Source organism: Sphingomonas parapaucimobilis NBRC 15100, from assembly GCF_000787715.1.
In the GTDB taxonomy this organism is placed as follows: domain Bacteria; phylum Pseudomonadota; class Alphaproteobacteria; order Sphingomonadales; family Sphingomonadaceae; genus Sphingomonas; species Sphingomonas parapaucimobilis.
Genome location: NZ_BBPI01000069.1, coordinates 159,571 through 171,206, shown reverse-complemented (window position 1 = coordinate 171,206; position 11,636 = coordinate 159,571). Strand labels below are relative to the sequence as shown.

The 11,636-nt window shown below is 60.9% G+C and carries 21 protein-coding genes; 3 read left to right on the top strand and 18 right to left on the bottom strand.

The window, feature by feature from the left end; genetic code table 11:
• The 9 genes from SP5_RS12905 to SP5_RS19905 all read right to left on the bottom strand — a co-directional run.
• On the bottom strand, positions 1 to 1,723 hold a 1,723-nt coding region (locus SP5_RS12905; RefSeq protein WP_052811542.1), incomplete at its 3' end, for a portal protein.
• Entirely contained in the window at positions 1,716 to 1,841 is a 126-nt protein-coding gene (locus SP5_RS19910; RefSeq protein WP_281177327.1) for a hypothetical protein, read from the bottom strand. The genes SP5_RS12905 and SP5_RS19910, both read right to left, overlap by 8 nt.
• The gene (locus tag SP5_RS12900) at positions 1,841 to 3,139 is read right to left on the bottom strand and encodes a PBSX family phage terminase large subunit (protein WP_042489337.1); all 1,299 of its coding nucleotides are present in this window, start codon (positions 3,137 to 3,139) and stop codon (positions 1,841 to 1,843) included. Before SP5_RS12900 ends, SP5_RS19910 begins: the two co-directional genes overlap by 1 nt.
• On the bottom strand, positions 3,136 to 3,447 hold the full coding sequence (locus SP5_RS12895; protein WP_042489335.1) for a hypothetical protein: 312 nt from the start codon (positions 3,445 to 3,447) through the stop codon (positions 3,136 to 3,138). The genes SP5_RS12900 and SP5_RS12895 overlap by 4 nt, the downstream gene beginning before the upstream one ends.
• A gap of 13 nt (positions 3,448 to 3,460) precedes the next feature.
• On the bottom strand, positions 3,461 to 3,667 hold the full coding sequence (locus tag SP5_RS12890) for a hypothetical protein (RefSeq protein ID WP_042489330.1): 207 nt from the start codon (positions 3,665 to 3,667) through the stop codon (positions 3,461 to 3,463).
• Positions 3,668 to 4,201, bottom strand: coding sequence for a hypothetical protein (locus SP5_RS12885; protein WP_042489326.1), 534 nt, complete (start codon positions 4,199 to 4,201; stop codon positions 3,668 to 3,670). It abuts the gene before it with no gap.
• Positions 4,198 to 4,371 carry a hypothetical protein gene (locus tag SP5_RS19250; RefSeq protein WP_157013723.1) on the bottom strand — a complete coding sequence of 58 codons (174 nt, stop codon included), beginning with the start codon at positions 4,369 to 4,371 and terminating at the stop codon, positions 4,198 to 4,200. The genes SP5_RS12885 and SP5_RS19250 overlap by 4 nt, the downstream gene beginning before the upstream one ends.
• Positions 4,372 to 4,474: 103 nt before the next feature.
• Positions 4,475 to 4,873 carry a hypothetical protein gene (locus SP5_RS12880; protein ID WP_042489323.1) on the bottom strand — a complete coding sequence of 133 codons (399 nt, stop codon included), beginning with the start codon at positions 4,871 to 4,873 and terminating at the stop codon, positions 4,475 to 4,477.
• Positions 4,873 to 5,007, bottom strand: a complete 135-nt coding sequence (locus SP5_RS19905) for a hypothetical protein (RefSeq protein ID WP_281177326.1) — start codon at positions 5,005 to 5,007, stop codon at positions 4,873 to 4,875. Before SP5_RS19905 ends, SP5_RS12880 begins: the two co-directional genes overlap by 1 nt.
• A gap of 127 nt (positions 5,008 to 5,134) precedes the next feature.
• On the opposite strand from SP5_RS19905, the gene SP5_RS12875 reads away from it, so the two are divergent.
• Complete coding sequence (locus SP5_RS12875; protein WP_042489321.1) at positions 5,135 to 5,419, top strand: hypothetical protein; 285 nt, start codon at positions 5,135 to 5,137, stop codon at positions 5,417 to 5,419.
• Between the two features lie 491 nt (positions 5,420 to 5,910).
• Here SP5_RS12875 and SP5_RS12870 read toward each other — a convergent pair whose 3' ends face one another.
• From SP5_RS12870 to SP5_RS20075, 9 genes are read right to left on the bottom strand one after another with little or no spacing between them, the layout of a single operon-like run.
• The gene (locus SP5_RS12870) at positions 5,911 to 7,104 is read right to left on the bottom strand and encodes a virulence-associated E family protein (protein ID WP_052811541.1); all 1,194 of its coding nucleotides are present in this window, start codon (positions 7,102 to 7,104) and stop codon (positions 5,911 to 5,913) included.
• Positions 7,094 to 7,417 carry a hypothetical protein gene (locus SP5_RS12865; RefSeq protein WP_042489318.1) on the bottom strand — a complete coding sequence of 108 codons (324 nt, stop codon included), beginning with the start codon at positions 7,415 to 7,417 and terminating at the stop codon, positions 7,094 to 7,096. Before SP5_RS12865 ends, SP5_RS12870 begins: the two co-directional genes overlap by 11 nt.
• Positions 7,414 to 8,793: a DEAD/DEAH box helicase gene (locus SP5_RS12860; RefSeq protein WP_052811540.1), complete on the bottom strand. Its 1,380-nt coding sequence runs from the start codon at positions 8,791 to 8,793 to the stop codon at positions 7,414 to 7,416. Before SP5_RS12860 ends, SP5_RS12865 begins: the two co-directional genes overlap by 4 nt.
• Positions 8,790 to 9,173, bottom strand: coding sequence for a hypothetical protein (locus SP5_RS12855; protein ID WP_042489314.1), 384 nt, complete (start codon positions 9,171 to 9,173; stop codon positions 8,790 to 8,792). The genes SP5_RS12860 and SP5_RS12855 overlap by 4 nt, the downstream gene beginning before the upstream one ends.
• A complete protein-coding gene (locus tag SP5_RS12850; RefSeq protein WP_042489311.1) occupies positions 9,170 to 9,853 on the bottom strand; it encodes a helix-turn-helix domain-containing protein in 684 nt (227 codons plus the stop codon). The genes SP5_RS12855 and SP5_RS12850 overlap by 4 nt, the downstream gene beginning before the upstream one ends.
• Positions 9,850 to 10,317 carry a hypothetical protein gene (locus SP5_RS12845; protein WP_157013722.1) on the bottom strand — a complete coding sequence of 156 codons (468 nt, stop codon included), beginning with the start codon at positions 10,315 to 10,317 and terminating at the stop codon, positions 9,850 to 9,852. The genes SP5_RS12850 and SP5_RS12845 overlap by 4 nt, the downstream gene beginning before the upstream one ends.
• Positions 10,318 to 10,319: 2 nt before the next feature.
• Positions 10,320 to 10,472 carry a hypothetical protein gene (locus SP5_RS20085; RefSeq protein WP_157013721.1) on the bottom strand — a complete coding sequence of 51 codons (153 nt, stop codon included), beginning with the start codon at positions 10,470 to 10,472 and terminating at the stop codon, positions 10,320 to 10,322.
• 3 nt (positions 10,473 to 10,475) lie between these two features.
• Positions 10,476 to 10,631 carry a hypothetical protein gene (locus tag SP5_RS20080; protein WP_157013720.1) on the bottom strand — a complete coding sequence of 52 codons (156 nt, stop codon included), beginning with the start codon at positions 10,629 to 10,631 and terminating at the stop codon, positions 10,476 to 10,478.
• Positions 10,628 to 10,846, bottom strand: a complete 219-nt coding sequence (locus tag SP5_RS20075; RefSeq protein WP_042489306.1) for a helix-turn-helix domain-containing protein — start codon at positions 10,844 to 10,846, stop codon at positions 10,628 to 10,630. The genes SP5_RS20080 and SP5_RS20075 overlap by 4 nt, the downstream gene beginning before the upstream one ends.
• Here SP5_RS20075 and SP5_RS18555 point away from each other — a divergent pair.
• Positions 10,845 to 11,261 carry a helix-turn-helix domain-containing protein gene (locus SP5_RS18555; protein ID WP_052811539.1) on the top strand — a complete coding sequence of 139 codons (417 nt, stop codon included), beginning with the start codon at positions 10,845 to 10,847 and terminating at the stop codon, positions 11,259 to 11,261. The genes SP5_RS20075 and SP5_RS18555 overlap by 2 nt on opposite strands.
• 166 nt (positions 11,262 to 11,427) lie before the next feature.
• Positions 11,428 to 11,628 carry a hypothetical protein gene (locus tag SP5_RS12830; protein WP_042489303.1) on the top strand — a complete coding sequence of 67 codons (201 nt, stop codon included), beginning with the start codon at positions 11,428 to 11,430 and terminating at the stop codon, positions 11,626 to 11,628.
• Positions 11,629 to 11,636: the final 8 nt, after the last annotated feature.

Here is an 11,636-nt window from a genome sequence, read left to right as displayed (position 1 = left end):
GCGTGACGATCGGCAGGCCGCCCATCATGCACTCGCGCTGGAATTGCAGCAGCGCCGTGCGGAACGTTAGCTTCTGGTCCTTGTTGCCTGTGCCCAGACCAACATTGATGTTCATGTCGATGTCTTCGGGCCAGCGACGCGGATCGACGGTGCGGTACTTGCCTTCGATCTTCATGCGGAATGGCTGGCCGTAGCGCCGCATGAGCCGGTAGCGCTTGGCGAACATCGGCGCGACGATGAACTCCGCGAAGTTGCGCGTTACGTACTGCTCGATCTGCTGCGACTGCGCCATGTTCATGGCAAGACCCGACGCCGTTTTGTTCATCGTGTCGGGGTTCAGACCCTGCGACTGACGGGTAACGCCGGTCCGGCTTTCACGCTCAGCCGACATCATCTCCATGCCGTTGAACGCGTTGGCGCTGGTGTCCTGCTGCTGGAAAGGCTGGGGCGGCGTCGAGCCGCGATGTCGGATTAGGCTACCGGCACGCACTGTCAGGAGGTCATCAATCGTATCGACCGTCATGCTGTCCTCAGAGACGACAGTACGCGGGCTATTCGCCAGATACTGGCTATCCAGCCCCTGACGCAGCAGCACTGAGCGAATGCGCTGAATGTCCATCGTCTTGTCGGCAGTGCTGTCGCCGACCAGGCGATGCTGACGCGGAAATGGCGACCACAACGAATAGGGCTGCTCGTCCACCTCCATGACCTTCAGCACGACGTTACCGACGCGGTGCACGAACAGGCGCTCAGCGATGCCGTCGCCATTCAGGTCGTAAAGCGGATATTCCTCCTCCAGCCAGACCAGCCGGTTCGCGCCGTCACGCTGGCCCACCGAATAGGCCGTCTGGCTGCGGTTGGCGTCACGAGCGTGCTCCAGCACCGTGTTGGCGTTGCCGTTGCCGATCAGCGGTCCAAGCTGCTTAGAATCGTAGCCCAGCTTGACCAAATCCCCGAGCGTCTTGCGCATCCGCTCACCGACGTAGATCGCCTCGTCCAGTGACGTGGCGTCGGGGGCGACGCGGAAAAACTCGTTCGGGACCGGCCGATCGCAGAAGGCGGGCGGCTGGGGAATCAGCACCACCGCGTCGTAGATAAGCTCGTCGCCATCCACGATCGGGTCGGCGCTCACCACGCGCAACCCGTCAGCCGTCATCAGGCCGTATTCGTCGTGCTCGACCAGCTCGTCAGCCAACAGGCGGCGGTCCTCGCGCTTGTCTGGCTGCGGCTCGGCATAGGTCTTGACGATGCCGGTCATTTCCATCTGACCGGCCTTCAGCACGTCGTGCAGGACGCGGTAGCCATTCTGTTTGCGTAGGAATTGGTAACGAACGGCAGCCGTCGCTTCTTCGCCATAGTCGACCATGACCGGGCGCATGATCGGTTGACCCTGCTCATCCATCGCAGGCTGACCGTCAGGCCCCATGACTGGCTGCATGGCTGGCTGGCCGTTCTCGTCGGTCTGCTGCTCGGTTTCGCTCTCGAACTCGACCGCCTTGCCGCTGGCGAGGATCGTATTGAGGATGCCGACCTGCTGAGTGTCAATTACCTCGGCAACATCTCGAGTTACAGCCTGGCTGCGCCCCTCCACCTCGTCGCCATAAGGGCGTCCGTCGTAGAAATTGATCGACGTGGCGCGCCGGTCCTCAAGCGTCGGATCGCGTCCACGCTCCTGTTCGGTCATGAGGAAGTTGATGAATTCCTGCGGGTAGGCGTCAAGCATAGGGAAGCGCCCCAGTCAGCACGAAGCGGATGTTTTCAATGAAGGTGAGAGGCCGCCATTGCTTGCCGTCTGATGACACCCAGGCACGACGAACATATCCGTGGTCGAACTTGACCATCACACGATTCCCCTCGAAAGCTGCGAATAGTCGATGGTGCGGGCCTGCTGAGGCGGCGCGTATGCGACGGCAGCTAATCCGAATGCGTCAGCGCCATGGCTGGACCAGTCATGGTTCGGACCCAGGCCGATGCCGCGTTCTTCATCACGCTTTTCGTGATACCAGCCGATCGCCTCCAAGCCGCCAGCGCACCGAACGTCATCGAACCACATTTGCGGGAACAGCCGCCTCGCCGTCTCAACACGCTGCATAGCGGCACCCGCGCCCTGGTTCGGGATGACCTGCGTCGAGAAGCCCGCTTCCTGAAGCGCGCCCTCATAGGTCGTCTGCTGGATCTTGTCGTGCTGGGCACCGTCATGCGGCAGGACACACAGAGCCTTGCCGTAGCCCTTCTCACGCAGCCAATGGACGTGCGTGGCAAGCGGTTGCCCAACAGCCTCGTAATAGTCCAGAAAGCGGATTTCGCGGCCGATGTACTGAGCGATCCAGATGGAAGTCGCGTCTGCCTTCGCGCCGGTTCCGCCAATGTCCCAGATGGCCCGCATGGTCATCAACGGGTCGGCCGCCACCCGGCCTATACGACCCTCAGCACGGGCCACGGTCAGCGCCTTGGCGTAATAGGCTCCCTCCACGACGGTCAGAAAATCCCCTTCCCAAATATGCGGGTACTGGTCGGGCCGCTCGCGCTGATCCTTCTGGCGCACGCGATCAAGGATGTCCGGGAACCACGGGTTGTCGCGCCAATTCAATTCAACAATGCGCGTGCGATCGTTGTCGTTGGCATGACGGAACCGCGTGTTCGTCGCACTGGTCTTGCGCTCCGGGTTCCACGTCAGCCAAAGCTCGCTGTCTTCCTCGCGCAGCGTTGGGATCAGCTTGATCCACGCTTCCTCAGTGACGGGCTCAGCCTCATCGATCCAAGCCAGCAGGATGCGGAACTTCGACTTGATGCTGTTAAGGTTGCGAGACAGGCCGACGAACGAATAGCTGATGCGCCCCGACTTCGTGCGGATGTACGTCTCGCCAATGTCGAAGTGCGGTGCGAGCCATTCGGTCTCACGGATCGCCGCCTTGATTTCCTCAAGCGAGCTGTCCGACAGCGAGTTCATGAATTGGCGGGCACACAGGATAATACCCTGCCTGCCCTCCATATCCCATTTGTAGGCCCGTACAGCGGTCATGAGCGCGAACGAGCGGGTCTTGGCCGACCCACGCCCGCCATGCGCTCCACGAACGTCTGCGTCGCCTTGGAAGACCGGCACGAGCTTGGCGGGGAGGCGAAGTTGCGCGACGGTCATTCCGGCTGGACCGCGACAAGCTCGATGCGGGTCACTTGGATGGGGCCGCCATCCTCGCCAGTGACCTGCATCGGCAGAACCTTGCCCAGCAGCGGCATAAATGCGTTCGGGTTATTTGTAGCCTGTGTGACAAGATATCCTACAAGGCCAGCTTCGCCACCTGCCTGCGTCGCGGCTTGCAGGATCGCGTCTTTCAGCAGGGTCGTGTTCTTGTTCTGAACGCCCTTGGGGCGGCCGGGACCAGGCGTGCCGTCGCCAACCCGACGAGGCGTTTTCTGATCGTTATTTAAACCGGCGCCGTCTTCCATAGCGCCATACCAACTACACCTGCCTTTGCCCGACTTTTAGGGAGGAAAGTCGCCTGCCCATCACATAATTTTTGCGACGGCGCTTCAGGTCATCACCGAACGCAGTCAGCGACCGCTTGAAGCGCGGCGTGTCCATGTTGAGAATATCTTTCGCCTCCCATCCGTGCTGAATGAAGGCGTCGGCAAAGTCATCCGGTGCTGGGAGGGGAGGGCGGCCCATTCACCCCCCCCTGCTGTCGCGCTCAAGCTTCCGACCGAGTTTGATGGCAGCCAGTGCGCACACGACGAGCGGATGCTTGTCGCACTTGCCGATCAGAAAGCCCGCTACCTCGTCAGGGTCAGTAGACAATCGCGACGCATTGGCGATCTTGCGCGCTTCTAGCAGATCGGCGTCGACCCGTTGGTCCATCAAAGCTTCAATCGCTCGGGCCTCACGGTACATGGCATAGCTATCTGCTATTGGTCCGGCTGCTGCATGACGAATGAACGCCTCCATCCGCTTGGCGATGTCGTCGGAGGGTGCCTTGAAATTACAAGGGACGTCAGCGACGTTGCGGATGCGCCAGCCAGAGCGGTTTACAGTGTCAGTCCCATCATCATTCCACGACGTGTTCGTTTCCGGCCCAGCAGTGTGGCGAGTAAGTATGGAGCCGAAAGCAGATCGACCGCCTGCCAGCTCCATAGCCACCACCCGCCCATCCACATGCACCGCCTCGATCGGCTTCGCCCAATCCACCTTCAGGTCGTCGCTCATGCTGCACCCTTTCCCGACAGGCGCCGGTATTTCGTGATCCCCTGCACAAATTCGGTGTGATCCATCTCGCCGCGACGGATAGCCTTGGCTTTGGCGGCGCACCCGCAACGGTGTGCGGCACCCTCGCGATCTGACTGCGTTACGGGCACCAGATCATCATTGCCGCTCATATTGCGTCTCCGAAGAAATAGAGGATGGCACCGATCACGAATGCGACGATCAGCCCCCACTCAATGACGGTGATTTTGACGGGAATGCCGTCGTGTTCTTCCCTCATTCCCCGTCCCCCTGCGCGGCGGGGAGGGCGTAACGCGGCGCGATCTCACCGAACACGCGATGGGCAGTGGTGACATTCGGAAACTTGCCCTTGGCCTCAGCAATGACCGGGCTGAGTGCTTTCATCCGGTCTGGCGTCGCCTCGTTGAAGTCCCAATCCCCGTGAGCTGCGACCTCTCCAGCATATGCCTGCGCAGTCTGGAGATTGGCAAAAATGCGCCGGACGACCATACCAGTCGGCAAGTGGGTGAGAACCCAGCCGCCGTCCCATTCTTCCTCGTCAGTCAGCATGGCTCGAAAATCGAGGCCGAAATTGCCGTTGACCCAGCCCGCAATAACCTGCGGCCCAGTGGTCGTGATGATCTGAACAGGACCAACCTGCCAATCTCTTTCCATCACTTCTCTCCCATATACTTGAGGTAAAACCCGACCATCTCCGCGCTCACACCATGCCGCCTGGCGACTGGATCCGGATTGACTGCGACCCGCTTGCGTGCGGCGGTATCCGCGCGCAGCATGCCGATCAGCATCGGAGTGAGTCCCGTCTCAGGCCGCGCGGGCATAAAAATGCTCCTGTCGCAAAAAATCTGCGGAACCCTGTTGACGGCTGTATGTTTTAAGTATACTTAGAACATCAGACGCAACGGAGACACTGAAATGACCACGATCTACACCGCGACCGCCACCAATAGCGGCTTCTTCATGGCCCTGGCGACCGCTGCTGACAGCGCCGACGCTGCCCGTGCCACCTTCCTCGCCAGCGACCTCATGAACGCTCCGGCTGACGAGGGTGGCGCGTACACCTTGGCTGACGATCTGACGGCGCGCGTTGCCGACGAAGATGGCGACATTGATCTGGGCGTGACCAGCTACATCGGCGACCCGGCTGACATTCTCGCTGCCCCTGGCACCGTCGAGCTGCTGCAGAGCGGTGTCGCCTGACATGCCCGGCATCCCAGGCAAGGGCGGCGTAAAGGGCCGGTCGGGGCGTAAGTCACTGACGCCAGGCGTGGTCTTGGTCCGGCATACCACGCTGGTCACGCCCGAGACTAAACGAGCACTGGAGCAACGCGGCCCCGATTGGGTCCGCGCCACACTGGCAGCCGCGCTGGAGGGGTAGGGGGTGCGGACGGTGTCCACACCCACACTGTCCACACCCTTATCCGAAACCGACAGACGTTCAGAAAGCGGGGTAACAGCCCCTCTCTTTCCACCTTTCCCTTTATTTACCTTATAGGGTGTGGACAGTGTGGACAGGGGTATAGAAGCCGCAGAAAACTGCGAAAAATGCTGTCCACACCCCGGTGTGTACAATGCGTGGACAGGGCCGTGGACATGCATCAAATCGGACCTAATATAGGACCGCATCGGCCACATATGTCCACATCGTGTCCACAGATGTCCACGCGTTGAAGGGGTAGGTGTGGACAGGCTCATTCTGCCAGCCTCCAGACACGCGCGCTCTTTCGCTGGCCGTCTGGCTGACGCTCTTTCGCCCATGCTTGGGTCCAGCCCAATTCGGCCATGATGGCGGCGACGCGCTCTTTTGCGCGCTGATCGTGACGCTCGATCGGCATCTTGATGATGTCGCTGAGGATCTGGGCAGACGAATAAGTCCAGCCGGGCGTTAGGCCAGCTGCGACAGTATCTTCCCACACGTCTCCCTGCATACGAGCGTCCTGCTCGCGCACAGCCAAGCTGTTTTCCTCATCCGTCAGCCACCATTGCTCGCCATCGCGAAACCGGCTGACCGCTTCAGCCCAGAGCAGGTCACGCTTGCGGGCCAGCTTGTCTAGATCGATCGCGGTGCAGGCGACGGGCCAGAAGCGACGGTTGCCGGTGCTGTCAGTGAGATAGCCTTGACCTGCTTTCGGATTGACGGATGCTGCCAGCACGCACTGGCGCGGATATTCGACCGTGTGCCGACCGTAGGATGGGCGGGTCTTATCGACCTGCATCGTGATGACGGCTTTGACCAGCTCGACATCGGCCTTGCGAAGTGCGGAAAGCTCGGCAAACTCCACAACCCACTTGCCTGCGATCTGCTCGACGAAGCGCTTATGATCGCGCAACTCGTTGACCATCTCGACGAAGTATGATGCGCCGAACAGCGTGCGCAGAGCGGTCGATTTCTTCAGGCCCTGGCGACCTTCCAACACCAGCATGGTGTCCATCTTGCAGCCGGGTTCATAGACCCGAGCGACAGCGCCGATCATCCAGCGCGGGCCGATCGCGCGCACATACGGCGTATCCTCAGCACCAAAAAGGATCGGCAGGAACCGGTCCAGCCGGTTGACGCCATCCCACTTCAGTCCGTTCAGGTAATCGCGGATTGGGTGATAGGCATGGTCAAACGCGAGGCGTGCGATCGCAGCCGGGATATCGGTTTTGTTTGGCGGAAAACCGGCCTTCTCGACCATGATCTGGATGTCGACGTAATCGGCGTCGCGGATGGCTTCACCCTTCCACTCGACCACGCCGCTAAGCTCATTGTAGCGGATTGCTGACCCCAAACCCGGCAGGTTCTGGAGGTACAGCATAAGATTGTAGAGGGTCTTGCGCTCGCCTTTAGCGCCGATCTGCAACCGGCCGCGCCAGGCGTTCAGCGGAATAGGCTCAGCACCCATGGATAGCCTCCAAGGTCGCGGTCACGGCGTCATCGCCTGTGCCATCCGTCGAGCGCGCGAGGATGTAGGTGCCGCCAGCGCGGGTCAGCGCATCCGCAAAGGCGCGCTGCTTCGGGCGCCATGCATCCCGGCCCACCTTAGCTTCGATACCGATCATGCGCCCACCTACACATGCGAGAATGTCCGCGCTGCCGGGTAGGCCATAGCGCAGCATCCGACCTTCGACCTTCGCGCAGCCGGTCGCGTTCGGCCAAGCCAAGCCGAATGGTGTCACTGCCAGCAGCAGCTTATTGACCAGTTCGCCATGGGTCATCGCGCGGCCCTCCAGGCTTGGCGCTGTCGCATGATGTGTCCAGCCCATTGAGCGGGATATTTGTAGTTGCGCTGGCGACCGAGATTGATGAGGTCTTCCAGCGTCTTGGCGGACTTCAATTCGGTGCGCTTCTTGGCCCGAATCGCGTCGAGATCCACGACCTCCAGCTCGCCGTCCCGCTGTTCGATTTCACGGCTCTGCACTGCATAGGCATGACCGCATTGCGGGCATTCAGGCGCGGGCGTGTGAACCCGGTAGCATTCCGGACACTGCTTGACCGGCACTTCAGATTTTTCGCCACGCTTGCGCTTCTTGCGGTCCTCCAGCGTCCATTCTCGGTCATCGTCGGGTAGGCCGTGGCGCATCGCATTGCCAGCATGGTCCAAGATGATGGCGTGCGGCTTACGTGGGGCCGGACGCAACGCGCGGCCGATCTGCTGCAGATGAAGCGATAGCGATTGCGTCGGACGTAGCAGGATCACCGCCTCAACGGCGGGCACGTCGAAGCCTTCGCCAAACAGGTCGGCATTGCTCAGAACCTGCAAGCGACCAGCTGCAAAATCATCCACGATCACATCGCGCGTGCTGCTGTCCATGCTGCCATCGACGTGCGCGGCCGCGATACCAGCGGCATTAAATTGCGCGGCGATATGCTTGGAGTGGTCAACCGAGACAGCGAATGCGATCGCCCGCTTGCCCGGCGCCAGTCGATTGTAATGCGCCACCGCATCACCGACAATGGCGGGCTTGTCCATGACTTTGGCTAGGTCATCGCGCTTGAAATCGCCGCCAGCCGTCGCCACGCCGCTAACGTCAGCCGATGACGGGGCATACAGCCGATAGTCACAAAGAGCGCCACGCTCCATCAGGTCGGCAGGCGTGGGGCCTTGCACCATGCTATCAAACCAGCGGCCCAAGCCGCGACCATCAAGCCGCCAAGGGGTTGCGGTCAGCCCGACGATCTGGGCACGCGGGCACGCTTCATAGATCGCCTGATATTGCTCAGCACCCATGTGGTGGCATTCGTCAAAGATGATCAGATCGGGCGGTGGAAGCTTGCCGATACGACGCGCCAGGGTCTGCACTGATCCGACCTGCACCATCGCATCTGGATCGCCGATAGATCCTCCCATGATGAGGCCATGGGGGATTTCCATCGACCAGAAGGTACGGCTCGCTTGCAGAATGATTTCGCGCCGATGCACGACCCACCAGCACCGCTTACCGCGCGCGCTGGCAGTCTTGACCATGTAGGCTGACGTGACAGTCTTGCCGCCACCCGTTGCGAGCTGGACAAGCACGGTGCGATCCATGCTGCGAAACTGCTGACGGATGTCGGCGATAAGCTGCTGCTGATAGTCGCGAAGCTCTATCACAACGCCACCCCCATCCGCTCTGCGATGGCGACGCCTGATCCAGCAGGAATGTCATAAACCCGCTCGGTAATCTGCTTGGCGATGACCAGGCTGTATGACTTGGGCCATGCGTGATCGGCAGGCACGCCAGCGCTTCCCGCGCGCAGCCCTTCCTCGAAGAAATACAGCGTGCGATCGCGGCGCTCGATTGCGGCCATCGCGGACTGCGACGGCTGCATGAGCCGCGTACGCGCCGTGCTCGCCTGCCACGCCTGGTCGAAGAATTCGCCGCGCTGCCCGGCCTCAAGCGCCTCGGTAAAGATGGCGCGGGCCGCTGCGATGATGCGCTTATCGCGCTGCTTGCTGTCCGGAGCTACCGGCTGCTCGGTGATCGCGTTCATGCGACCAGCTTCCGCAGAGCGCGCCCACGATCGCAGCACATGGCAGGATCGGCGTCCATACGGACACCACAGCCGGGGCAGGGGTCACGGAAAACGCGGGGCTGGGTGGGCATGATCGAAAGGATCGTCACGTTTGACGGACGCCGTTCGCTGGTCAATTCGACGCCAGGGACCTCTGCTGTCGACTTCCCCGTTGCCACGATCGTGACGACACGGCCGCCAGAGAAACCGCGCAATGCGATTTTTCCGCTATTCGCCAGCATCCGAAGATACGCATCGATACTGGACCCGGACCGCGATCCGATCGCGGGTGCGAGGTCACGCGTCAATGGACAAGGCAAGCCATTTTCGGCCGCATCGTTCAGCAAAGCGAATAGCTTCTCGAGCCGCTCTTCACGCGCTTCAGCCGAGCGTGATAGTCCGAACCGCCGCCCACTTTCGAGATTGGTCAGCCCAGTCGTGGCGCCGGTGCTGCAAATCGTGATCGCGCGCCGGTTGTTATCGAGACGGATCGAAATGAACCCGGCTTTTTCCAGAGCAGTCAGCGCCTTGCAGACGGACTTTGGATGGGTGAATGACGTAACGCCCACGATGTCCACATTTTGCGGACACGGCGCGCCTTGGATCGCGGCCTTTTCAAGAAACTGGAAAATGGCGACCTGATTGGGGTTTAGGCTCATGCGGCCACCCCGCGCGGACGGCGCAGATCGGCGATGTCCTCCAGCATCCGGTCGATGAAGGATCGCACGGCCCGCAGATCGGGCTCCATGCCGAGCTTCTCGCTGTGGTCGATTTTGCCGTCTGCCTCGGCTTCCATCAGCTTTTGCAGAAGGCCCAAAACGGTCAGAGACGACCGGCCCACATCGCTGGAGCAGACGGCGCCCTTCGGCACGACGCGAAAGCCATATCGGTCCGCAATGTCGTCCAGCGACCCGTGCTGCCAGGTATCGAATAGGCGCTTCGGGTCAGTCGAGCCCGACCGCATGATATTGCCGACCTGCTTGGTCGACAGGTCCATTGCTGCGGCAAGCTGGCGACGCCCACCAAGAGCGCGCTCTACCCGCAAAAGTCCAAGGACCATAAGTGGATGGAATTCTTCTTCCGATATGTCCGTAATGGACAGAACGACATGGGCGTCAGCCATGATTATTGGCCCTCCCCATGGACAAAGTGACCGCGTACCCAGAAATGAAAGCCCTGATCGTCTTCCCAGCCGAGGGGGGCAGTGCAGGCGAGATATGCGATGGCGACCAGCGAAAGGCCGATCAGCGTGAGGAAGACGGGAATGAAGATGTCCATGTCTCAGCCTTTCCGGATATGGTCAGCGCAGCCACAGAGGACCGCGCGGCAGTGGGCGCAGGTCGGGGCTGGCGGGGTGGTGCCGATGATGGCAGCGAGCGCGCGGGCTTGGAACAGCACCTTGGCGCGGGCGAGGTCGGAGAGGATCGCTTTCGTCATGCAGCGCGGCCCTTGCGGGTAGCTACTGGCGTGATACCAAAAATGTCGTTCGGCGTGACTGCGCCATTCGTCGCAGCGCAAATCCTGCGCATCACGGCAGCAGAGGGTATAGCCCCACGTCGAACGCGATTGACGGTGGACTGGTCAATGCCGACCAGAGCAGCGAAGGCGGGCTCCGTGATCGCCTTGGCGGACAAGTAAGTGTCTAGCGTCATGAGCAGAAATATGCATGTGATGCATATGCAGGTCAAGCATATTTATGCACCTGCGCTAATCGAATGCGGCAAAAGCCTGGCGCATAATGCAGCCATGGCAAACGGTACGCGTAAAAAGACGTTTCTCCGTGAGTGGAGAAGGCTAAAGCCCGGCCGCACGCTTGAGGCGGTCGCGGAGGAGCTGCATATTTCGCAGCCCCAGCTCGGGCGCATCGAGAAGGGGCAGCAGCCCTATAATCAGGATCTGCTGGAAGCGCTGGCTGACATGTACGGCTGCACGGTAGCCGACCTTCTAATGCGTGACCCGACCGATAAAGACGCTATTTGGTCCGTATGGGATCAAGCCAAGCCGGGACAGCGTGCGCAGATTGTAGAAGTCGCGAAGACGCTGGTGCGCACCGGCACCGATAGCTGACCCGAATAGCTTTCTAGGCCCTCAATTTAAGCTTTCCTACAAGCCGCCGCCATGCTTTGGTGGCGGTCCGTTGGCGTGCCTGCGATAAAAATATGCGTGTAGTGCATTTTATAGATTGACGCCAATATGCGTCAGGTGCATATTCCTCCCATCAACGGAGGCACCCATGACGCAGACCAACACCGCACCACTCCCTTATCCCCGTGGCAGCCAGATTTGGGGTCGCCCCGGTCGTGAGACCCATGGCGTCACGATGAAGCTGATGGCGCAGGGCTTCTACGTCCACATCACCAAGACCGGCCGTCGTGTCGCTGTGTCGGCACGCACGCGCAAGCTGCTGCAAGCCCGCGGTCTGGCCGCCGCCTGACTTCCCCG